Genomic DNA, 22119 nt, shown 5'->3' on the forward strand with positions numbered 1-22119 from the left:
ATCCTTTGGGCTTTTGTGTTGCTTGATTCTAGCATTAGTTTTTTATGTTTTGGAATCTATTATTGCTATCTCGTCATTTGTGAGATTGTAGAGTTTATAGACTAAAGAGTCAAGTTTAGATTCTAACTCTTTTGTGTCAAGGGCAGAATCTGCTTTGTCATTTTGAGCCTTTGAAAAAGGCGAAAAATCTTTTTTAGATTCTGGATTTTTAGATACTTCGGCTAACGCCTCAGTATGACAAGCTTTAATTTCTAGGATTTTATCTACACATTTTATAATCTCATCGCACAAGGGCTTGTTGGATTCTGTGATTTGTGGGATAGGGAGTTTTAATAAATTATTTGTCTTTAACTCGCCATCAATCCCACCGCCCATATAAAAACTTCGCATTGCAAAATATATAAATGTAGAATTTAAAAGTCCCGTGAGATATTTTATATCTTGCTCTTGCCCTGTGATGAGATTAGCTGGAGCTGGGGCGAAAAAGCCTTTTTCTTCATACACAAAGCAAGGCTCTTTAGCCATAATGCAAGGGTAAAGTATCTTCCCTTGATATTCTCTTTTTGGGAGTTTTAGTCCCTCACAGAATCTAAAGGCTTCGCACAACTCTTTCTCAAAATTTTCTATAAGCAGTTTTGTAAGCTTTGAGAGTCTGCTCTCAATGACTGCTATGAGAAGTAGGGCTATAATTACCCCCCCCCCCCCATAGATTCTACAAACCTTATCTCATCATCGCTTAAGTTATAGAGTTTGCAAACCATTGCATCAAGTGTAGATTCTAGCTCTTTTGTATCCCTGCCTTGCTTTTTAGATTCTACTATCTCTTGCACGATTTGTATAAACTTCGCTTCAGTCTTAGAATCCACTTTAGGAATTGGGAGTCGCTCTAAAAACGCCTTTTTATATCTATATCCACTCTCACCTAGCCCACCACCTGCATAAAACTCCTTAAAAGCATAAGTGATAAGTTTAGAATGCAAGATTCCCAAAAGATAATGCAGAGAGTGTGTGAAATTTTCATTCCCACTTAGGATAAAGCTCGTTGCTTCTGCGTAAAAATTACCAAACTTAAACTCCCCACTATCTAAGTAAAACTGCGGTTCTCGCACAATCTCGCTATACACAATCTTTTCTTTTTCAAACTCTTGGTAATACGCAATATTATCTTGCGTTTCAAACCATTTGTTTGAAGTCTTTTTTCTGCACCCTTTTTCTCCGCTTTGGTCTATGCGTGGGCGGTAAGATTCTAAATAATTTCTTAGTGCTGGATAGTCATCAATGTTTAATTTTAAAGCTGGGAAAGTGCCTATTATCCACAATCCTGCCCACTCATAGCTATACCGCTTAATATCCCTGCCACGCAAAATGGGCTTTATAAGCTCACTTGTCCTTTGCCTTTCATTTTCACTCACACAATTCCTTAAAATCTCATCTCTTTTTGTAGAATCTATAATAAAAGATTCGTTATAGCCTGTTAAGATTCCACGATATATAGAAATATCCCATTCTTTTAGCGGTGTGCCGATGGCTTCAATCTTAGCTTTAAGGGCGGCGTTGGTGCTGTCTTGGAAGATAAAGCTTTCTTTAGTTAAGCTAGATTGCAAAAGGCTTTGTGGTGTGATGTATTCTTGCAGTGGGGCATTGGCTTTAGTATCGTAGTCTTTGGGGTGTGCGAAGTCAAATGTATGCTTAGAATCTGGCGTTGTTTTGATAAAGCTTAGGATACTTGTATCCACAGAGGCGGAGTCAAAGACTTTTATACCATTTAGTTCTATGTAGTAAAGCAGGGCGGTGGCTTCAAGTAGAAACTCCCTTAAAGGTTCGCCATATCCTGCTCGGCAGTATTTGTTGCTTGTGATAAAGCTTAAGATTCCATTGTGTTTTAGAATCTTGTGTCCTTGCTCGTAGAAGTAGGTGTAAATATCACTTGTGCCTTTGTAGATTCTAAAGGCTTTTTGAAGTTGTGGTTTTAGGTGCTTTATCTCTTCTTGGCGGATATAAGGTGGATTACCTATGACTAAATCAAAGCCTAGAAAGTCGCCTTGATTATTCTTGTGTAGGTTTTTGAAATTTCTTTTTTGCTTGTTTTTATTATTGTTTGCTATTTGTTCTTGCGTTAGCCCTGTGTCTAATAGCTTTGAAAACTCTATACGCCATTCAAAGTTGTTTTCTAAACTAAAGATTTTATTGTGTTCTTTTTTGAGATTCTCTAGTGCTTGTTGGGCTTTTTCTTTATCAACTTCATCTGTTCGTGGAAACATACTATAGAATCTGACATTATTTTTTAAAAACTCATAGTGTTTTGGGAGTTCGTCTATTCCATATTTTTCATAATGTTTTGAATACTCATCACATTTTTCACGCAATTCCTCTAATTCTTTGCTGTATTTCATCATAAAAAAGGTTTGTAAAAGGTCTTTTTTTATATTCTCTATTTGTTGTTGATGTTTTTCTTTATCTATGTAAAAACAATTAAAATAATCGCTTTCTAGCCTTTGATATTCTTTTATTTTGCCCTTAATATTCATATGAAGTGGCTCAGAGATTGGCATATATGAAGTAAGGCTATTCCCACATTTAATATTTATATCAATGTTTGGCAGGGTTTCTAAATCGCCTGTATTCTTACCATTAGAATCAAAGATATAAAAGCTGTATTTGAGTAGCTCTATCCATAGTCTTAGCTTTGTGATTTCACAAGAGTTTGGGTTTATATCCACGCCAAAAAGGCAGGATTCTATCAAAATGCGTTTGTTGTGAAATAGGGCTTTTTGGATTATGTGAGATTCTAAATTTTCGTGGGCTGGGGTTTGATAAGTATGCAGGGTGTTATTAGAATCTTGTATTAAAATCTCATCATTTTCTAGGCGTAATCTTATGTCTTTTAATCGCTTATAGTCTCGCTCCCCCTTGTCATCAATGTGAATCTCACAGAGAATCTTAAGGCGGAATTTTAGCTCTATCATAGCATTGAGCATAGATACAAGGAAGTGTCCGCTACCAACGGCTGGATCGCAAACCTTTATAGAATCAAAAATGGCATTTGCCTCTTTATAGCCATCTTTTGAATCTGTGAGTTTGTCTAGCTTTTGTGCTAAAGATTCTAAGCTATCGCATTCCCACGATTTTCTTTCATTAAACTTATCTATAACGACTTTTTCTAGCGACTCTTTACACATATAGCTAGTGATAAAGCTAGGCGTGTAGAAACTGCCCTCTTTGTAGCCATTTAGCTTTTCAAAGACTAGTCCTAACACGGCGGCATTTATCAGTTTGTCGTGGTTTGTTTTGGTGTGGTTTATAATGTCCTTTGGCGTGGTGGTGAAGTCATAGGCGTGTAAGAATTTAAAGAGATATTCTAAAAGGGGCAGGGATTGCGTGTCTTTATACTCTTTGTCTTTTTTAAGGATTGAGTGCTTGAAAATGGCGAGATGATTAGAATCTAGTTTGCTTATTTCGTTATTTTGCTTTTCTAATTCTGTTTTGTCAAAAAGGCTTGAGTTAAGATAAGGGATAGAATCTTTTAGCTTTAAGTCTGTTTTTCGCTTCTCTTTTTTAAGGGCTAATATGTCAAAAAAGAGTGTGTTTAAGTCTGTGAAGTTTTGTAGCGTGTCAATGTCTAAAAAGGGCTTTGTAATATGCTTGAAACTTAAAAGCATAGATTCTAAAAGTCGCAGGAATAATATGCGGTTATTCCAAGTGGTAAGCAGGGAAAAGATTGTCTCAAAGTCTTTGTCTCTACCAAGCCCTAGTTTGTTGCAGATTGAATCTAAAAGCGTGTTTTGCTCTGTGGTGGGGAGGATTAGAATCTTGCCTTTTTGGTCTATCTCTTTTAGCCCTAGAATGTAGAGTAGCTCATCATAAAAGCTTTGATTGAGTGTGTTGGCGTCAATGTAGGTTTTTTGTTTGAGTAGCACTTGTGGGCTTAGGGCTTGATAGAGCAGGGGCAGGGGTGTAGTCTGTATATTAAAATGGGTAAATTTTAGTGTGGAGTTAAGGGAGAGCAAATAGTCTTTAAGTGTGGCGTAAAACTTGCTTGTGCTTGTGTCTGTGCCTTGATTCTTATCGCAGTTATCAAAGGCTTTTAGGATTGTTTTATCTTTAGCAAATGTGAGATACTCTCTAGCGTCTATGAGATAGAAATCTCGTGTATTTGTTAGGATAATGTGCTTTATGTCGTTGTTGTTATGGGTTTTATACTCGCGTAAAAAGTAGAGAATAGATTCATAAAAGGCTTTGGATTCTAGGCTATATTCTTGTAAAAGTAGTGTATCCCCCCCGCTAGAAACAAACTCTATCTTATTGTTTAGACTTTTGACTTCAAAAAGCACTTTAGCTTTGTTGTCTTCATAAATGCTTAAATCAATGCGATTTTTGGTGTTGCACTCATAGGCAAAGCTTTTGGCTAGAAACTCTATCAAAGCGATCTTTTGATGCTCTTCACTCTCATTTTCATTTGTGAGTAAAAGCTTATCCCTATGTTTGCTAAAAGATTCTAGCTCACTCTCACTTGGACTATGGGCGTTTGATAGAAAGTCTTCTAAGGGAATAAGCGTGTAAGTCATTGTAGCTTCTCTTTTAATAGCTCATTGACACGAGCGGGGTTTGCACCCTTGCTTGCTTTCATCACTTGCCCTACAAAAAAGCCAAAAAGCTTATCCTTACCGCTTTTAAACTCCGCGACTTTATCAGGGTTGGCACTGAGCACAGAATCTATGGCAGCTAGGATTGCTCCATCGTCATTCACTTGTGCTAATCCCATAGAATCTATGAGAGAATCCACATCGCCACCTTTTTGCTCCACAAGCACATCTAAGATTTCTTTACCACTTTTGCCGCTGATTTTGCTCTCATCTATGCGTTTAACTAGTGTGGCAAGTGTGGCAGAATCTATACCGCAAGTTTGCAGGGTGTTTTCGCCCTTTAGCCGCCCTAGAAGCTCTGTTGTTAGCCAAGTGAGAGAGCCTTTGGCACTTGCACCAAAATCTAGCATAGATTCAAAGTATTTTGTTAGCTCTAGGCTAGAAGTCAGCACACCGGCATCATAGGGCTTAATGCCAAAGTCCTTGACATATCTCTGTGCTTTTTCATCTGGCATTTCTGGGATTTGTTTGCCCTGTTTCATTAACTCTTCATCAATAAACACAGGCAGCAAATCTGGGTCAGGGAAGTAGCGATAATCTGCCGCTTCTTCCTTGCCACGCATTGAGCGGGTTACGCCTTTTGCGGTGTCAAAAAGACGAGTTTCTTGCACGACTTCACTCTCATATTTGCCATCTTCCCACGCTTCAATCTGCCGCTCCACTTCGTATTCTATGGCTTTTTGGATAAATTTAAAGGAGTTTAGATTTTTAATCTCTACGCGTGTATAAAGCTTAGAATCTCCCCTTGGGCGGATAGAGACATTGGCATCACAGCGGAAGCTCCCTTCTTGCATATTGGCATCACTTATGCCTAAAAATCGCACGATAGAATGCAGTTTCTTAAGATAGGCAATGGCTTCATCGCTACTTCTCATATCTGGCTCACTGACAATCTCTAAAAGCGGCGTGCAAGCGCGGTTTAAATCCACTTTTGAAAAGTCGCTTTCGTGGATATTTTTGCCCGCATCTTCTTCTAGGTGAGCGCGAGTAACGCCGATAGTCTTTTGCTCTCCATTTACTTCAATCTCAATCTCCCCACGCCCTATAATTGGGATCTCAAACTGGCTGATTTGATAGGCTTTAGGCAAGTCTGGGTAGAAGTAGTTTTTGCGCGCAAACACAGAGTTTTGGTTGATTGTAGCATTGATTGCTGTGCCAAAGCTAATCGCCTTTTTTACCGCTTCGTGATTTAGCACAGGCAATGCACCGGGCAGTCCCAAGCAAGTGGGGCAGACATTTTTGTTTGGCTCTTCTCCAAAGCTTGTGGCACAGGAGCAGAAAATCTTTGTGGCGGTGTTTAGCTGGACATGGACTTCAAGCCCGATAATAGTTTCATACGCTGACATTCTATAACCTTATTTAGTGGAATCTAGGAATAAAGACTGCAAGTATAGGCAAAAGCGTATAAAACATTTATAAATTCTTAAAAAGATTTGAGATAAAATGAAAATATGATTTTTGGGGCTGGGTAGGGTTACAAAAAGTGGCAGAAAAAGCCGATTTAATGGGAAGTGATAGCTAAAGGTGTGGTGCGTGAAAAAGATAATGTGTGTGTTGGGCTTTGTGCTTGTTTTTGGTGGGGCTGAAGAGCTTATGCTCCACGAGACAAATACAGAATCTCCTGCAAATCCGCTTACAAAACAACTTGAAAAAAAAGAGAGTGAAGAGAAGCAAGGAGCGAAAGTCAGCAAGAATCTTTCCATAAAGGCTGATGCTTTTGTGAATGATGGATATTCTGAAATGGAGCTTGAAACGGGCAAAGCAAATCTTAATGAGCTTGATACACCGATGTCTCGCTATGGAGCTGGAGTGGAGCTAAACTATTCTGTAAAGCCCGATTCTCGTGTGGAGCTAGAGCTATTCTTTTCTAACACGGTGGAGCTTAATACCCAAAGAAGGGGCGGTAAAATAAAGGCGTATGACACGGTGCAAAGGTATGAGGAGAATGCCTATAACTATGGCAATAAGGTTATGTATCCTGCGTGGGTAAATAGCATTGGTATGACGATTACGATTTTGAAAACTCATCGCATAATGCTGACTTTGAAACAAACACAGCTTTCTACTAATGACGCGCTTTTGGCTATGAGTGCTTCGCAAGGTATGCCACAAAGTGGTGTGAGTGGAACACCCATTGTAGGCAATGTCGCTTCAAACACTGCTGTGAATGCGAACCCTTATGTGCTGACAACACAGGTTTTTTTGACATATAGTTATACATTTTAGCATTTGATATATTTTTGATGAATAAGGATAAGGGAATGAAAATAAGTGTATTTGGCGGTGGAGCGTGGGGCAGGGCGTTAGCCTTTGCATTGGCGGAAAAAAATGATGTGAGGATTATCTCAAGGCGAGATCTTAGCTCACTTCTAGCACCTTTAAATGAGCGTTTATTGGCACAAGATTCTAAACCGATTATGCAGGTAGATTATAAAGATGGGCTAGATTCACAATATTTTGTTATGGCGATTGCTACAAGTGCTTTGCGAGAGTGGCTTACGCGTGTGAAGTTGCCAAAAGATATAAAAGTCCTGTGTGCGAGTAAGGGGATAGAATCTGGGAGTGGGGCATTTGTGAGCGATATTATGGAAGAGTGGATTTGGCATAAGAATCTTGCGTATTTATGCGGTCCTAGCTTTGCTTCTGAAGTGGTGCAGTCTTTACCCTGTGCGTTAGTCATTCACTCACGTAATCTTGCTTTGAGCCGAGAATTTGGCACATTAATGCCAAAGTTTATTAAAGCCTATGTAAGCCCTGATGTAGTGGGCGGAGAAGTCGCTGGGGCGTATAAAAATGTCATTGCCATTGCTGCTGGAATCTGCGATGGGTTGAATCTTGGGGCAAATGCTAAGGCGTCATTGGTTGCTAGGGGACTAGTGGAGATATGCCGTTTTGGAGAGCATTTTGGGGCGAAAATGGAGACATTTTTGGGGCTTTCTGGAGCTGGAGATTTATTTTTGACTTCAAGCTCTACGATGTCGCGTAATTACCGCGTAGGGCTTGGACTAGCAAACCAAAAGCCTATTAGCGAGATTCTATCCGAGCTTGGCGAAGTGGCTGAGGGTGTTATCACAGCAAGGGCTATTACAGAGATTGGGGAGAGAGAAAATATTTATACGCCTATTGCAAAAGAGATTAGTCTAGTATTGAATGGAAAAAGTGTAAGTGAGAGTTTTAAGAAGTTAATGTCATAGCCTAAAAGGCTATGAGGGAGATTATTTTTTAGCCTTAGCTACTTGGTCTTTTAAACCTTTTCCGGGGCGGAATTTAGGCACAGCTTTTTCACTCGTTTTGTAAGTTTTGTTTGTTCCGGGAACTTTACCTGTTTTAGCCTTTTGAACAGCTGTTTCAAATTTACCAAAACCTACAAGCTCAACGCTTTGTTTCTTAGTAAGAGCTTGAGAAATAGCATCTACAAAAGAATTTACTGCTTTTTCAGCATCTTTTTTTGTATCGTATTCGCCAACTTTTTTTACTAATTCTACGAATTCTGCCTTGTTCATTGCAACTCCTTGTTGTTAAAATTTTGAACGCGCCTATTCTATACGATTTTAGGCTTGAAGTCAAGGATATACGCGGATTTTTTGGGAAATTTGTTGCAAAAAAGCCATATAATAGGGAATATCTGGGGTTTGAGAGCGGAAGTATTGCTTACTGAAGAGAGTTTTCAAGGAACTTTTTAGCTGCCTTGATTTGTTCCATATTGATTCTAACTTGGAGCTGTTTAGACTCTAAAAGGCGTTTGGTTTGAGAGATAAGCTCTAAAGCTTGAAGTTTCTCTTCAAGCGGTGCTTGGGCGAGATTTTCAGGGAGATTGCTAACTAGGGCAAAAGCACTTTTATCATCTTGATTAAGCAGAGCAACTTTTAGCTTATCGTGCCAATTCATCTTGATTAATCTCTCTCCACGCTTCCAAAAGTCCTTTGGCAACATTGATAACAATATCAATTTTGGCAGTATCATTGGCAACATTGGCTTGGGTAAGGAGCTTGATTTGATGCGTGTAAAGTCCTGTAAGATAGCTTGCCACCTCACCGCCTTTTTCATAATCAAGGGTGTTAAGTAACTCTGTGAAAATGTCGGTCGTGCGGTTAATATAGTAGATTTTTTTCTCAATATCTTCTGCTTCCATATGCCGCTTTGCTTGAGCACAGAATCGTAAAATACCCTCATAGAGCATTTCTATGAGTTTAACTGGAGATTCTACTGAAACTGAATTTTGTTGATACAAATTATACGCGTTGTTGCCATACATTGCTTACTCCTTAGAATTTATTTTTTTGCCACAGATTGGTCAATCATCAGCTGAACACTGCTAAAGGCATTATTGGTCTTTGAGATTTGAGAATCATAGGCTGCAAATCTCTGTGCCATAATGTCATAGCGGGTGTTAAGCTGCTCAACTGCTCTCTTGCGGTCTTCACGCAGCTTTTTATCATCTTTAGTAAGACTTTCTTCAAGTAGCTTAAGTCTCGCATTGCCACCATTAAGCAATTTATCAAGCTCTTGATCAAACTTTTTGAATACACCATCGGTTTGCACCTCCTTAAACTCTGTGCTTTTCATACTGCCATAAAAAAACTCTTGCGTCCCCTCTGGATCTGTGCTTAGAGCCATTGAAAGCTTACTTGTATCAAGACTCATTTTTCCCTTTTCATCAAGGGCTAATCCATACTTAGCAAGACTTTTAATTTCCGTTTCCGTTGGAATGTTGGTAGAAAAGATTCTCGTAAGTGTGGGGCGGATCATACGAATATCGCTATTGCCATTAAAGATTCCAGCGATTTTAGAATCTTCATCATAGCGTGTTACTTCATCAAGCTTGAGTGAAAGCTCGTTGTAAGTTTCTACAAAGCTTTTCACACTCTCTATTATCTCTTCATCATTGCGTGTGATACTAATCACCGCAGGTTTGCCCGGCTCTGTTGTGGTAAGTAGCTCAATATTTACGCCACTCACAATATCATCAATATTATTTGTAGGGCGTCTCATTGAGATTCCATTATATGAAAATTTCGCATCTTCAGCACTCTGCACTTTGCGTATTTTGAATAAATCTTCTTGTGTCTTGGCATAGTCCATTGTTGTGCCTGATTTCAAGCCTAAATCTTCTAATGCCTTTTTGCTTTCAGCATCATTGTTGGCATAAATATTGACTTCGCCGGTATCGGAGTTAATCACAAGCTTACCTTCATCATTGACAGAGCCATAGATTCCAGCGATGTTATTAATGGCTTCAGCAATGGCTTGTGCGTTTTGCTTGGCGGTGTTTTTCTTGTTTGTTAAGGTTGAGAGATCAAGCGGGACACTGCCTATGTTAATCGTTCCTGTGAGTAGCCCAGCACCCACACTTTTGGTGGCTACCATAAGGTCTTCTTTTTGTGTGCTTTTGTTATCTTCACCAAAGCCTAAGGCTTGAGCTTTTGCACCTTCTACCTTTATGCCATAGCCCCGCCTATCATTGATAGTCAGCATATCGCTATTAGCCCCACCTATGCCTATGTTTAAGTCATTATCAAGCAAGCCTTCAAAATCAGCATTATCCTTAATGGCAGCAATCACAGCTTCTTTTAAAGCTTGTGCGTTGTCTTGTGTTTTGGATTCAGTGGCAGTCTTTGGAAGCTTGATAGATAGGGTTTTATCAATACCTTTTTTATCTTTTAAAGTAATGTTAAAATCCCCATCATTGAGTTCAAAAGCCCCACTTGGGACAACAGAACCTGTGGCGGTTGAGCCAAAATACACCCTTGAGGCTTCGCCCGTATCTTTGGAATTTATCATCAGCTGATAGGGATTTGAGCCACCTGTTTTCATCACAATCCCCATAATCTCGCCTTTTGTGGTATCAGTGATGAGCTGTGCGACTTCGGCTAATTCCATACCTGCTTTGATTTCAATCTTATAGTCCTGTCCCTTATGATGAAATTTGAGTGTAGAATCTTTTTGACTAAATGCAGTTTCTCTACTCTCATATTTTGAGCCTATCTCGTTAATATCTGAAGTCGCCACTGAATCTATATCAATTTTGATATCTTGGGTTGGCACACCAGTGGAAATGGTGGCTTTCAGTGCATCGCCAATGACATTGCTTGAGCGTCCCAAGTAGGTTGAATAATCCGCAAGTTTGCTTGTGCTTGATTTCAAATCTCGCAAGGTCGAGGTGATGGTAACAAGCTCGGTTTGTTTTTCTACATTTTGTTCTATCTTTTTATCAATAGGATCAATATGTGTGCTTTCATCAGCTTTGCGTAACTTATCAATCACATCGTGATTTAAGACTTTACTTCCAAGCCCAAGAGAGCTCAAACTACCAAGTGCCATACAACCTCCTTTCGCAAATTTTAGATTCTAGAATCTTTAAGTTTATTTAACCTCTCTTTTAGCCCTGCTTATCAAAAATCACACCAATCACTTCACGCATTCTTTTCATAAGCTCAATAGCTTCTTTTGATGGAATCTCCCGAATGACTTTATCGCCATTAAATTCCTTTACCGTTACCATAAGACCGGGAATGTTTTCATTATACGAGAAGTTCAAATCTGTGCCGATTTTTTTCATCTCATCATTGAGCTTCTTACTTAGCTCACGCAACTCACTTTCAAGCTGTTTTTTATTTTCCTTGTCGTGGTGCTGTGCAGTTTCTTGTTGCAAACGCACTTCAGTTGGACGGGTGTCTTCCGTGACCGCCCTTCCACTCGCATTTACCATATTTACGAGCCGATTCTTAACAGCATCGTTATTGTTTTCAACACTATTAATACTATTAATCATAGCTTCCTCCTTGAAGTTCTAAAATAAAGCAAAAGACATATCGGCTAAAAAAAATTTTTTTTAATTAGAGTTTTATAAAATCTGCTGGGTTAATATGCTTGTCTTTTTGGGTGATTTCAAAGCTTAGTCGTTCATTGACCTTGCCTATAATCGCACCTTTTTTGACACTTGAGCCGACTTTGATATTAGATTCTATTTTGTCTAAATATGCATAAATGGTATGAATGGCGTTACTATGCTCAATAATAATGACTTTTTTTAGCCCCGGAGCGTCCTTAGCATAGACAATCTTGCCATCAAGCACACTTTTGACACTGGCATTTGTGCTTTTGGGATTAAACATAATAGCGGCATTAAAGATTTTAAACTTATACACAGGATCAAAGTATGGTCCAAATCTTTTTTCAATCGTGTAGCTATCAAGGGGTGGAATAGTCTTTGTCCCTTTGTAAGCGATTGTTGGCACATCGCGGTATGAAGTGCCAAACTGCTTTGGGGCTTTTATGCTATCTGGCTTCTTTTGATTATCAATAAAGGCTTGTTGGTTTTTGCCTTGGGATTTTTGCTCTTTTACAATATTAAGACGAGAGAGAATCTCATCAAGGCTTTTTCGCTCTTTGACTATGGCTTTGAGTTGCTCATCATAGCTTTTAAGCTCCGTTTGCATTTTACTCAAAGTGGCTTTTTGCTGCTCTTTAGCGATTTGGAGATTATCCTTTTTGTTTGTTTGAATTTTAATGGAGCTTTGAATCTGTGAGATATTATTTGAGATTTTTTCAATTTCATCATTGAGAATGCTTTGCTTGGCGTTAAGTGTTTTTATAGAATCTTTAGCATTTTTGTGCAGGATTCTATAAATTTCATATTCTAGCACACCATCAACAGAATCAATATGCTTTTCACGCTCCATCACCATACTAAAAGCAATGCCCCGTGTGAGAAGTTTAATCATTTGAGATTCAAGCTCACGCTTTTGATCTAGCAGAAGATTTTGTTTGCGTTGTGAATCTTTGAGCGTTTTTTCTTGGCTTTGGGATTTGCCTTGATTTTGGCTTATGTCTTTTGAGAGAGTTTCTATTTGCTTACCTAGCTTTGTAAGCTCGGCATTTTTGGCATTAATGGCTTTACCTAGCTCATCAAGTTTTTTGCTTATAGCCCGCTCTTGAATCTGTGCATTGACAAGCTTATCTTTGTTTTTTGCAATGTCTTTATCAATATTTGCCAAAGATAAGCTAACAATAGCACAGAGTGCAAGAGAGGCAAAGCCTTGTTTCATTAGAGGTCTTTTTGCTTAATGATAACAAACACAACTGATACGATAGATACAAGTATAGATGTGAAAAGCAAAATGATAAAATCACTGCCCATACGGAAAATATCGCTTGTTACTTCAAGTGTGCTAAGCACCCCTTGCATTTTACTGCTATTGATAAGATAGGTCATACCCGCGATAATGGCAATGGTTGAGATAATAGAATCTATAAGTGCAAGGCGGAATAAAATGCCATTTTTCATCCACGCTGGCGCACCCAAAAATGCCATAATCTCCATTCTATCGCTGTGTTCAAATTTCCATATTTCAATTTGCTTCACCATAAGAATGTAGCTTAAGATTGCAATGAGTGAGGCAAACACAACAATGGAGCTTTTGATAATAAGCAATAGCTTATACACTTGTGAGTGGCTTTTGCTAAAGGATTCTACTTTTGTTACGCCATTAAGCTTTGAGAGTGTGGCATTTATCTTTTGCAAACGCTCTTCATCGGGGAAAATGGAGAGTTTTAGTGAATAGAAAAATGGCAACTCCCTTTGCAATGTCTCTAAACTCTCGCGACTTAGATCTTTTTTTAACTCATTCATCATATAATCAGGCGTGATTGCCTTTAGCTCTTTTGCCTCACGGATAAAGCTTTCCACCTTATCAAGGGTTAGAGCATTTTTTGAAGCAATGACAATGGAATAACTATCTGAAAGCTTGTTTTCGTGCTTTGCCACCGCACGATTAACAAGCATAATGCTTTCAAGGCTAAAAAGCAGTGCAAGAAGCGGAATAATAAGTGCCAAATGTCTCCTAAGCAAATTCATATACCACTCCTTCTTCAATATGTAGTCGCCTATAAGGGATATTTAGCCTATCTGGCATTCTGTGCGTTACGACAACAACGGTGATTCCAAGCTGTTCATTCACACCTTTAAGCAGATTCCAAATAAGCTCACTGGAATAGTCATCAAGGTTACCCGTTGGCTCATCGGCTAGGATTATGGTTGGATTATGAGCTAAGGCTCTTGCCATTGCCACGCGTTGCTGCTCCCCACCGCTTAACTCTAAAGGAAACTTATTTGCCTTGTGGGATAGCTTAATATGCACCAAAAGCTTTTCTACTTGAGATTTACACACCTCTTTTTTGTAGCCATTAATCACCATAGGCAGCATTACATTGCGTTCTATATTCCATTCTTTGATGAGTTTGTAGTCTTGAAAAACAATGCCAATATTTCGGCGGAGATGATTAATGCGAGCTTTTGAAGCTTTTTGCATACTCACACCAAAGACATTTAAATGCCCACTTTTCACACCCAAATGCCCAAAAAATGAGCTTAGAATCGTGCTTTTGCCACTTCCTGAAGCCCCGGTGATAAACACAAACTCTTTAGCATTAATATTAAATGTCGCCTCTTTAATCACAAGCTCATCATTGTAGCCAAGACTAAGATTTTTCGCTTCTATGATTGCACTCAACTTTCACTCCTTGTCTTTAGAATCCACACTTAAAAACTCCATTAAATGCCTATGTGCCTTATATGCTGCTTTTGTTGGAATGGGATTACCACCGACATAATGTGTGCTATAAGATGTATCAAAAGAAATTTGTAAAAATTTATTTTGTGGCTGATTAAAGTCCCCAAAGCACAATGCTAAAACATACACATCTTTCGCATAATACACATTATCAATGTGTAAAAACCAATCCTTAGCGATTTTCTTATATGGAAAATTTGTGTAATTATCCAAATTTTTTCTTAGAATCTTATCAAAAATAAAGGTTTTTTCTGTATTTTGTGTGTTTTTTGCTGATTTTATGCAAGAATCTTGCCCTTGTGTTGTGGTTTTAAAAATCTTTAAGTCAAAAATATCCTTATTCTGTCGCTCCCACCTTGCTTCATATTTGCTGACAATGGCATTTTTGTGATTTTTTTGCACTTGCAAATTAATGTGTTTGTGAGATAAAGCAAGATCTAACGCATCACGGAAATATATCTCATCATCGCTTCGCAAATGTAATAGTGCATTGTCATCTAACACACGCAAAGATTCTTCTAAGAAAGCTTTGCAAAATACACGCCTATGGGGCTTTTTATTCCACGGGACAGGAAAATGCACATAAATGCCTAAAGCAATACAAGGGGGTAAAATCTCAAGCAGGATTCTAGCATCGGTGTGAATGATGTAGAGATTTGTAAGCCCTAAAAGCTCAATTTGTCTTAGAATCTGCTCAATAGAAGGGCTGTGAATCTCAATACCAATACACATAAGATGTGGATTACTCTGTGCCAAATGCAGGAGATGTCGCCCCGAGCCAAAGCCTACTTCAATTAAGCATTTTTGCGGATATTTTTGAGAAAAATCCAAAAAATGTTGCACCGATTTAAAAAAGGGCGATTGGAGATTCTGTCTTGGGGAGTTATTATTGAGATTATGCGTGATAAGATGTTGATTACTTTGCTGATCCATAAGGGCTTTTAAGGCATTTTTGATAATGCCTGTTGGTTGGGACTTGCTGCTTTTTTCACATTTGACAATGCTATCATTTTTGTTTAATCGCTCCACTTTACGCAAAAAAAATTCATTATGTGAAAACTCATCACCTGAAGAATCGTTCTGCAAAGTATCATCTTTTTTAAACCGCACCAAAATAAGGCTTTGATGAGAATCTACCCTGCATTTAGCTTCATAGGCAAATTCATACTCTCCACTTATAAAGGGTAGGCTTGGCAAAGTAATGCTTGGGGCTAAAAAATGTGGCACAAAGATCCTTATTCCAAAACTTTATTCAAGTATCAGCTCAATTTCTTGTGTGGGCTTAGATTCTATCCCGTGCTTATCTACACTCACCACACTATAACTATACTTTTTGCCCTTTTGCATTTCTTTATCACTAAAGCTATTTGCGTGAATGTCAATGAATCTCGCACTTTGCGTCCATAACGCCCCCTCTTTGCGATAGACAATATAGCTTACAATGCGATCATCGCTTGGTGTTTGCCAAGAAAGTGTCGCCTTGCCATCTATCATTTTGCCTTCAAATTGTGTGGGTGTGCTAGGTGGTGGAAGTGAAGAGCCTTTGGCAGGATTGCTGCTCATTCGCCCCTCCAAGCCATTATCGCCTAAAAGCACAACTTGATAATAATAAGTCGCTCCATCATCTTTGGCTTGAAGCTTGTGTGTGTAGTTTGTTTGATTTGTAGTAGCTATGCTTTTGTAGTCCTTATCATTTGATGAGAATAGAATCTTGTAGTATTTTTTGCTTACCCCCGGAGAATCCGGTGCAGCTTCCCAAGCGATGTGAATGCTACGGGGCAAATCACCTGAAGCTTGTATGTTTTCAATAGGTGCGGGTTGGGGAATGGTGCTTACACTAATGCCTTGTGTTGGTTTAGACTTCACGCCCTCGTGGCTTTTAGCCACAATGCGATAAGTGTAGGTCTCGCCATCTTTTAAATCTTCATCAAAGTATTCAACTTCAAGGCGATGCGGGATTGTTTTGATCGTTTTAAACTCCCCAGCTTTGTTTAGACGCTCAATAAGATAAGAATCTACGCTAGGATTTGGGTGGGGCGACCATATAAGCTTAATGCTTCTTGGCTGATTATTGATAGCAAAGACACTCTCCACCGGGTCTATAAAGGAGGTTTGAATATGTATAGGCTCACTTTTTGGCGAGATTGTGTCATTTTCTCCAAGGACGGCAAAGGCGTAAATGTATTTTGTTTGGGGGGATAGATTAATATCATAAAAATGTGTTGCAAAGCGATTTTTGATTGTAGCAATTTGTTGCAAGCCTTTACCTCCACCAGATTCGGATCGGTAGATAACATAGCCTTTGACATTTTCATCATTAATGAGCTTCCACTCAAAGCCCACAGATGAGACATCAACGAGCGTATTGACAGAATCTAGCCGTGGCAGCGATGAATCTTCTTGCAAGTTAGCATTAAAAGCTGAAAAACACGCACTAAGAAAAACACTCAAAAGCACGGGTAATGTTATCAATCTCAAGCAGTTCCATAACATCTTTGCAACCATTTGGCAGCTCCTTTGTGAAGTGATTTTGTATAAATTCTAACATATCTAATAAAATGGGGGCTTTAAAAGTGTAGTTTTGCTTATTTTTAGGGTGGGTTAGGTAGAGAATGTAAGCGTGAAGCAAGATTCTTCCCTCATAAAAAAAGCTCTTTGCACTTGACTTGTAGCCATAGAGGCTATCGCCTAAAATGTGGCGGGATAAGCTCTCAAGATGTGTGCGGATTTGATGAGTTCTACCGGTATGAAGCTTTATGGCAATGAGTTCAAGTGAGCCATCATTTGAAGTGGCAAGTTTGACAAAAGAGCTTTTAGAGTCTCGCACACCTTTTGATGGATTCTCATTTTCGTCAATATGAATCTTACTCATCTTCAAGCGGTTTGTGGTACATCGCCCCATAAAGCATTGCACTTGGAGATTCTGCTTTAATGGCATATCAATAATAGCTAGGTAGTATCGCCCCATTTGGCGAGATTTTAGCTGAGCGGGAAGCATCTCATAGGCAAGGAGTGATTTAGCAATGCAAAGCACACCGCTTGTTTGTTTATCAAGGCGGTGGATAATGCCATAGCGTTCCCTTCCACTAAGCGTATGCAATGTGTGGGCGTGGAGCTTTAGCCATTGGGTTAGGGTTAAATCTTTTACACTTGGGGCATCGTGGATAACAAGATGTGGTGGCTTGTTAATAATAAGTATATCATCATCTTCGTATAAAATATCAATACTAAGATTTTCATAGAGATTCTGCAAAGATGGGCTTATATCTTGGGTGTTAGAATCTAGACTATCAGGCTTTGGGAATGTGATATGAATCTCATCATTGAGCTTAAGCAGAGTGCCATTTTTGACACAAGGCAGGGCATTTAGCGTAATATTTTCAGCTTGGATAAGTTGCTGAATCTGATTTTTACTCATTTGCAGTTTTAGGGTAAGGAAAGAATCAAGCCGCAATTTGTCATTATTTAAGTCAAGTTCTGTTACAATGAATTTTTGTATTTGAGATTCTCGCATTTGTTCCGCCATATTTAAGTTTTTAGAATTTTTGGGAGTTTTTTGTGATTGACAGACGGATTCTAGCACATTTTGATTATATTTTGTTGCTTCTTATTTTGCCTTTGGTTGGGCTATCTTTATTTTTGATTAATGAGCTAGATTCTGTGTTGTTTTCTAAGCAGGTGAAGTATATTGCATTAAGCTGTGGGCTAGTATTTTTTCTCTTTTTTGTGCCTTTTAGGAAGTTAAAAAGCTTTATCGCCGTCTCTTATGTGATTTGTCTTGTTTTGTTGATTTTGGTGCATTTTATCGGCACACAAAAGCTTGGGGCACAGCGTTGGGTGGATATTCCTTTTACGAGTTTTTCAATCCAGCCAAGTGAGATTATGAAGATTTTTTTAATGTTGCTTCTAGCTTCATATATTGCGACTAATCCTCCCTCAAAGGACGGCTATGGGGTCAAACAGTTTTGTATTATTAGCTCTTTTATCCTTGTCCCTTTTGTGATTATTCTCAAAGAGCCTGATTTGGGGACAGCTATGGTGATTTTACTTACCGGATTTGGCACACTTTTTTTAATTGGTGTGAATAAAAAGATTTGGATAAGTTTGGGGCTTGTTGTTGCTTTTCTTGCACCTGTGGCGTATGTCGTCGATCCTTTGAAAGATTATCAAAAAAAGCGTATTATGGACTTTGTATCAGATAAATATCCATATCAGGTGAATCAAGCCCTTATTGCCATTGGCGCAAGTGGGCTTGTGGGGAAGTCAAAAGAGGAGGCGACACAATCCCAGCTTAAATTTTTGCCTTATGCAAATACAGATTTTATCTTTGCGTATTTTGTGGAGCGGTTTGGGTTATTTGGGGCTTTTGGGTTACTGACATTGTTTTTTTGTTTGATTGTGTATGTGCTAAGTCTTGGGTTTGTGTATGAACGGGATTATTTCCTGCGTGCGGTAACGGGCTATATAGCCATTTTGATTTTTTTATATGTGGGGATTAATGTGTGTATGGTGATAGGTCTAGCCCCTGTGGTTGGGATTCCCTTGCCATTAATGAGCTATGGAGGAACAAGCTTTATTACATTTATGACACTTTTTGCGATTCTTGAAAACATTCTTGCCTTTAAGTTTATTTTTGAGTATAATTCCACCCCTAACGCTCGGGGACCTTTAGCTCAGCTGGTCAGAGCACTCGGCTCATAACCGATTGGTCGCAGGTTCGAATCCTGCAAGGTCCACCACTTGTGTTATTCTTCTTTTTCTTAAATGCTACAAAATATGAGAATAAAATCCATAAAATTCCATTAATGTTGGGCTTGAGATGTGCTTTTATTATTTAATGATGTTGAGTTAAGGGTTTGATAAAGCACATAGATATATTTTTGAGAGAAAATTGCTATAAATCGGCTGAATTAGGGAAAAATTTGATAAAATTAAGCTTATTTAGCATATTTTTAGCAAGTTTTGTGCTACAATAGCCGCTTTTAAAACACTCACTTAGATTTTTACTACAAAAAAGGTTACTAGATTAATGATTACTTGGATGCAGAAGCATAAGAAATGGCTTATTGTTACTATTTGGGTTAGTGCCATTGCGTTTATTGGTGCTGGAATGGTGAATTGGGGTTCTTATGGCTTTGGATCAAGTAATGATAAGGTTGCTCGTGTTGGAGATATTGATATACATCTTGCGGAGTTTCAAAGAGAGTATGCAAGGATTCTAAATGAGTTTAGTCAAATCTCGCAGTTTGGTGGAATGCTAGATGAAGCTCAAGCAAAGCAGTTTGGCATACCACAAATGGCATTACAAAGGCTTATCCAGCAAACCCAGATTCTCAATCTCGCCAATGATTTAGGGCTTGTTGTAAGTGATAAGGAAGTGGGTGAAGAGATAGTCAATGCAAAAGTGTATGTAGATGATAAGGGTGAGTTTAGTCAAGAAGTGTATCGAAAGGCGTTGAAAGAGCAGGGTATGAGCCCAAGTGAGTTTGAAGAAATGGTGCGTAAGATTCTCACTACACAAAAGCTTTTTGGCGTTATGAGCATCACTCAAGCAGGTCCTATGCTGCCTATTTCATCAAGCGAGATGGCGGCATTAGAGATGGCATATGCAGTGAGAGATAGGCTAAGGGTTGAGATTCTGCCTATAAGTCAAGTGAGTGTTGAAGTTAAAGATGATGAATTAAAGGCATTTTGGGAAAAAAATGCGGAAAATTGGAAAAGCCCTATGGAATTTAAGATAGAATATGTTCTAGTGCCTTTTGCTTCACAAAATCCCACAGATGAAGATTTGACAAAGCATTATCAGGATTTTAAGAGTGATTATTTAGATGAGAATGGGAATTTGCTAAGTTTTGAAGAGAGTAAGGAAAAGCTTATTAAAGATGTGCAAAAGATTCAGGCTGAAAGTGTGGCAAAGCGTGAGTATCGTGATTTGAAAAATGAAAGCAAGAAGGGCGAGATTCTAAGTCTAAAAGAGAACGAGCGGTTTTTTGTAAAAAATGGAGTGGATTTGGTTATTGAAGATATGAAGGCGGCTCAAGTGGGGCAGGTGCTAAAGCCTATTGAGGTTGATAAAGGCTTTGTAACACTAAGGATTCTTGATAAAAAGCCAAGTGTGCAAAAAAGCTTTGAAGAGGCAAAGGCTGAAGCAAAAGTGCTTTTTGAAAGCAGTAAGAAAAGGGAAAAGCTCTTAGCCCTTGCCAAAGAAAAGCTAAAAAATTTTCAAGGCACGGATATTGGGTTTGTGGATAGATTCTACAATGGTGTGATACTCACACTTGATGATAGGCAGAAGATGAATTTTCTCTCGCATTTATTTTCTTCTAAGCAAAAAGAGGGTTATGTAATGCTTGAAGATAAGGCTGTGCTATATCGTATAGTAGAGCAGTCTGCTTTGAATGCGAAACAAGGCGATGCAATGGCATTTAAGAGTATGAAGTCTGAAGCGGTGCTTGATGCATTGGCGGAGTATTTGAATGAGACTTATAAGACAACTATTTATATTGATGTGAGTAAGTGAGGGCTAGGGTGAGTCGGATTATATTGGGTATTGACATTGGGTCTAGTGAGATTTGTGCGATTGTTGCTGAGGTGAAAGACGATGGCTCACCTTATATCATAGGCACAGGGATTCATAAGGCTGATGGGATTAAAAAGGGCTCGGTTACAAATATTGAGCTTGCTTCACGCGCTATAAGAAGTGCAGTTAATGACGCTGCGAGAGTGTCGGGGGAAAGGGTAGATAAGGCTATCATCTCTCTTTCAGGTGCTTATACCAAAAGCATTAGAGAATCTGCAGTTGTCAATGTGCCAAATAGTGAGATTGGACTAAAAGAGATTAATCGCGTAATGCAAACAGCTATTTATAATGCTGTGATTCCAGAAGACCACACGCTTATCCACGCATTGCCCTATGAGTTTAGATTAGATGATCAAAACTACGCTGAAGATCCTATGGGTATGAGTGCCTCAAGGTTGGAGGCGTTTGTGCATATTGTAACGGCTAAGAAAACAGCACTTGAGAACCTTAAACGAGCCGTGCGTGAAAGTGGTGTGGAGATTGAAAATATTGTGCTAAGTGCGTATGCGTCGTCTATTGCAGTGCTAAGCAATGAAGAAAAAGAGCTTGGTGTAGCGTGTATTGATATGGGTGGGCAAACTTGTGATTTAATGATTTATAGCGGATATTCTATGCGTTATAGTGATTTTCTAAGCGTTGGTTCGCATAATGTTACCATTGACTTAGCTACTGCTCTTAACGCCCATCCAAGCACGGCAGAGCAGATTAAAACCGAATATGGAAAACTCATTCTTACAGACGAGGATAAGGAAAAGTCCATAAAAGTGCCTGTAATGGCAGGTGAGAATGCAACAACGAATGTAAGCTTAGAAATTGTCCACGCAGTTATTTCTGCACGAGTGGAGGAGACTTTACAACTTTTGGCAAAAAGCATTGAACAGAGTGGATTAAAAGATAAGATTGGTGCAGGTATTACACTAACTGGCGGTATGGCAAATCTTGATGGAATGCAGGAGTTTGCTTCAAGTATCTTTTTTAGAAAGCCGGTGAGAATCTCTAAGCCTATGTCTGTGGGCGGGCTTTTTGATGGGTTAAAAGGCACGCAGAGTGCCACTGCGGTTGGCTTAGTTTTACACGGAGCGGGGCAACACACAAACTATGAGATGGATTTTGATAAAAAGATTCTCTATAAAAGAAGTAGTGTTATAGAAAACAATGATGTAGGTAGTATTGGGCTGTCCAAAGACGCTTCACAAGCGGATTTGGGTAGCTTGAAAATCACTCAAAACACAGGTGATTTATCTGGGATTAAAACCACACAGGAGGATAAGCACGATAACATCTTTATGAGATTCTACAAGTGGGTTAGCCAACTATTTTAAGG

At 38.9% G+C, this 22119-nt stretch carries 19 protein-coding genes and 1 tRNA gene; 6 read left to right on the forward strand and 14 right to left on the reverse strand.

From position 1 onward, the window contains the following. Nucleotides 1-42 precede the first annotated feature (42 nt). Genes LS74_RS10900 through gatB form a run of 3 tightly spaced genes read right to left on the reverse strand, consistent with a single transcriptional unit; the run spans nucleotide 43 to nucleotide 5989 of the window. Nucleotides 43-711, reverse strand: coding sequence for a TaqI-like C-terminal specificity domain-containing protein (locus LS74_RS10900; protein WP_328590617.1), 669 nt, complete (start codon nucleotides 709-711; stop codon nucleotides 43-45). After that, nucleotides 690-4565 carry a type IIG restriction enzyme/methyltransferase gene (locus tag LS74_RS06055; protein ID WP_034587495.1) on the reverse strand — a complete coding sequence of 1292 codons (3876 nt, stop codon included), beginning with the start codon at nucleotides 4563-4565 and terminating at the stop codon, nucleotides 690-692. The genes LS74_RS10900 and LS74_RS06055 overlap by 22 nt, the downstream gene beginning before the upstream one ends. Further along, nucleotides 4562-5989, reverse strand: a complete 1428-nt coding sequence (gene gatB, locus LS74_RS06060; protein ID WP_034587493.1) for an Asp-tRNA(Asn)/Glu-tRNA(Gln) amidotransferase subunit GatB — start codon at nucleotides 5987-5989, stop codon at nucleotides 4562-4564. Before gatB ends, LS74_RS06055 begins: the two co-directional genes overlap by 4 nt. 187 nt (nucleotides 5990-6176) lie before the next feature. On the opposite strand from gatB, the gene LS74_RS06065 reads away from it, so the two are divergent. Continuing rightward, nucleotides 6177-6869 (forward strand): hypothetical protein, encoded by a 693-nt coding sequence (locus tag LS74_RS06065; protein ID WP_236096837.1) that lies wholly within the window; start codon nucleotides 6177-6179, stop codon nucleotides 6867-6869. Nucleotides 6870-6904: 35 nt separating this feature from the next. Further along, nucleotides 6905-7837 carry an NAD(P)H-dependent glycerol-3-phosphate dehydrogenase gene (locus LS74_RS06070; protein ID WP_034588860.1) on the forward strand — a complete coding sequence of 311 codons (933 nt, stop codon included), beginning with the start codon at nucleotides 6905-6907 and terminating at the stop codon, nucleotides 7835-7837. 21 nt (nucleotides 7838-7858) lie between these two features. On the opposite strand, the gene LS74_RS06075 is transcribed toward LS74_RS06070, so the two are convergent. From LS74_RS06075 to LS74_RS06125, 11 genes are all read right to left on the reverse strand, one after another. Continuing rightward, nucleotides 7859-8146: an HU family DNA-binding protein gene (locus LS74_RS06075; protein WP_002955597.1), complete on the reverse strand. Its 288-nt coding sequence runs from the start codon at nucleotides 8144-8146 to the stop codon at nucleotides 7859-7861. Between the two features lie 148 nt (nucleotides 8147-8294). After that, complete coding sequence (locus LS74_RS06080) at nucleotides 8295-8531, reverse strand: hypothetical protein (RefSeq protein WP_034588864.1); 237 nt, start codon at nucleotides 8529-8531, stop codon at nucleotides 8295-8297. Further along, nucleotides 8515-8898, reverse strand: a complete 384-nt coding sequence (gene fliS, locus LS74_RS06085; protein ID WP_002955594.1) for a flagellar export chaperone FliS — start codon at nucleotides 8896-8898, stop codon at nucleotides 8515-8517. Before fliS ends, LS74_RS06080 begins: the two co-directional genes overlap by 17 nt. A gap of 17 nt (nucleotides 8899-8915) precedes the next feature. Then, nucleotides 8916-10964, reverse strand: coding sequence for a flagellar filament capping protein FliD (fliD, locus tag LS74_RS06090; RefSeq protein WP_138128918.1), 2049 nt, complete (start codon nucleotides 10962-10964; stop codon nucleotides 8916-8918). Between the two features lie 58 nt (nucleotides 10965-11022). Next, complete coding sequence (locus LS74_RS06095) at nucleotides 11023-11415, reverse strand: FlaG family protein (RefSeq protein ID WP_034588073.1); 393 nt, start codon at nucleotides 11413-11415, stop codon at nucleotides 11023-11025. A gap of 64 nt (nucleotides 11416-11479) precedes the next feature. After that, on the reverse strand, nucleotides 11480-12691 hold the full coding sequence (locus LS74_RS06100) for a murein hydrolase activator EnvC family protein (protein WP_034588075.1): 1212 nt from the start codon (nucleotides 12689-12691) through the stop codon (nucleotides 11480-11482). Next, nucleotides 12691-13500, reverse strand: coding sequence for a hypothetical protein (locus LS74_RS06105; protein ID WP_034588077.1), 810 nt, complete (start codon nucleotides 13498-13500; stop codon nucleotides 12691-12693). The genes LS74_RS06100 and LS74_RS06105 overlap by 1 nt, the downstream gene beginning before the upstream one ends. Further along, the gene (locus tag LS74_RS06110; protein ID WP_002955589.1) at nucleotides 13487-14155 is read right to left on the reverse strand and encodes a cell division ATP-binding protein FtsE; all 669 of its coding nucleotides are present in this window, start codon (nucleotides 14153-14155) and stop codon (nucleotides 13487-13489) included. The genes LS74_RS06105 and LS74_RS06110 overlap by 14 nt, the downstream gene beginning before the upstream one ends. Before the next feature lie 3 nt (nucleotides 14156-14158). Further along, nucleotides 14159-15442, reverse strand: coding sequence for a tRNA (guanosine(46)-N7)-methyltransferase TrmB (trmB, locus tag LS74_RS06115; protein ID WP_034588079.1), 1284 nt, complete (start codon nucleotides 15440-15442; stop codon nucleotides 14159-14161). A 21-nt stretch (nucleotides 15443-15463) separates the two neighbouring features. Then, the gene (locus LS74_RS06120; RefSeq protein ID WP_034588082.1) at nucleotides 15464-16720 is read right to left on the reverse strand and encodes a fibronectin type III domain-containing protein; all 1257 of its coding nucleotides are present in this window, start codon (nucleotides 16718-16720) and stop codon (nucleotides 15464-15466) included. Next, nucleotides 16650-17729 carry an RluA family pseudouridine synthase gene (locus tag LS74_RS06125; RefSeq protein WP_034588085.1) on the reverse strand — a complete coding sequence of 360 codons (1080 nt, stop codon included), beginning with the start codon at nucleotides 17727-17729 and terminating at the stop codon, nucleotides 16650-16652. The genes LS74_RS06120 and LS74_RS06125 overlap by 71 nt, the downstream gene beginning before the upstream one ends. Nucleotides 17730-17773: 44 nt before the next feature. On the opposite strand from LS74_RS06125, the gene LS74_RS06130 reads away from it, so the two are divergent. The 4 genes from LS74_RS06130 to ftsA all read left to right on the forward strand — a co-directional run bounded on the left by LS74_RS06130 (nucleotide 17774) and on the right by ftsA (nucleotide 22117). After that, on the forward strand, nucleotides 17774-18916 hold the full coding sequence (locus LS74_RS06130; protein ID WP_138128926.1) for an FtsW/RodA/SpoVE family cell cycle protein: 1143 nt from the start codon (nucleotides 17774-17776) through the stop codon (nucleotides 18914-18916). Continuing rightward, nucleotides 18878-18954, forward strand: a tRNA-Ile gene (locus LS74_RS06135). The genes LS74_RS06130 and LS74_RS06135 overlap by 39 nt, the downstream gene beginning before the upstream one ends. Before the next feature lie 290 nt (nucleotides 18955-19244). Beyond that, the gene (locus LS74_RS06140; protein ID WP_034588917.1) at nucleotides 19245-20735 is read left to right on the forward strand and encodes a peptidylprolyl isomerase; all 1491 of its coding nucleotides are present in this window, start codon (nucleotides 19245-19247) and stop codon (nucleotides 20733-20735) included. 8 nt (nucleotides 20736-20743) lie between these two features. Then, nucleotides 20744-22117, forward strand: coding sequence for a cell division protein FtsA (gene ftsA, locus LS74_RS06145; protein WP_034588919.1), 1374 nt, complete (start codon nucleotides 20744-20746; stop codon nucleotides 22115-22117). The last annotated feature ends 2 nt before the right edge of the window (nucleotides 22118-22119 follow it).

The sequence above is a fragment of the Helicobacter magdeburgensis genome (genome assembly GCF_000765825.2).
Lineage (GTDB): Bacteria > Campylobacterota > Campylobacteria > Campylobacterales > Helicobacteraceae > Helicobacter_C > Helicobacter_C magdeburgensis.

Excerpts from the sequence above, each read along its gene's own strand:
- LS74_RS06055 (WP_034587495.1), bottom strand. The coding sequence starts at position 4,565 with ATGACTTACACGCTTATTCCCTTAGAAGACTTTCTATCAAACGCCCAT.
- gatB (WP_034587493.1), bottom strand. The coding sequence starts at position 5,989 with ATGTCAGCGTATGAAACTATTATCGGGCTTGAAGTCCATGTCCAGCTA.
- fliS (WP_002955594.1), bottom strand. The coding sequence starts at position 8,898 with ATGTATGGCAACAACGCGTATAATTTGTATCAACAAAATTCAGTTTCA.
- LS74_RS06080 (WP_034588864.1), bottom strand. The coding sequence starts at position 8,531 with ATGAATTGGCACGATAAGCTAAAAGTTGCTCTGCTTAATCAAGATGAT.
- LS74_RS06125 (WP_034588085.1), bottom strand. The coding sequence starts at position 17,729 with ATGCGAGAATCTCAAATACAAAAATTCATTGTAACAGAACTTGACTTA.
- LS74_RS06095 (WP_034588073.1), bottom strand. The coding sequence starts at position 11,415 with ATGATTAATAGTATTAATAGTGTTGAAAACAATAACGATGCTGTTAAG.
- fliD (WP_138128918.1), bottom strand. The coding sequence starts at position 10,964 with ATGGCACTTGGTAGTTTGAGCTCTCTTGGGCTTGGAAGTAAAGTCTTA.
- LS74_RS06100 (WP_034588075.1), bottom strand. The coding sequence starts at position 12,691 with ATGAAACAAGGCTTTGCCTCTCTTGCACTCTGTGCTATTGTTAGCTTA.
- LS74_RS06120 (WP_034588082.1), bottom strand. The coding sequence starts at position 16,720 with ATGGTTGCAAAGATGTTATGGAACTGCTTGAGATTGATAACATTACCC.
- LS74_RS06075 (WP_002955597.1), bottom strand. The coding sequence starts at position 8,146 with ATGAACAAGGCAGAATTCGTAGAATTAGTAAAAAAAGTTGGCGAATAC.
- LS74_RS06070 (WP_034588860.1), top strand. The coding sequence starts at position 6,905 with ATGAAAATAAGTGTATTTGGCGGTGGAGCGTGGGGCAGGGCGTTAGCC.
- LS74_RS06140 (WP_034588917.1), top strand. The coding sequence starts at position 19,245 with ATGATTACTTGGATGCAGAAGCATAAGAAATGGCTTATTGTTACTATT.
- LS74_RS06105 (WP_034588077.1), bottom strand. The coding sequence starts at position 13,500 with ATGAATTTGCTTAGGAGACATTTGGCACTTATTATTCCGCTTCTTGCA.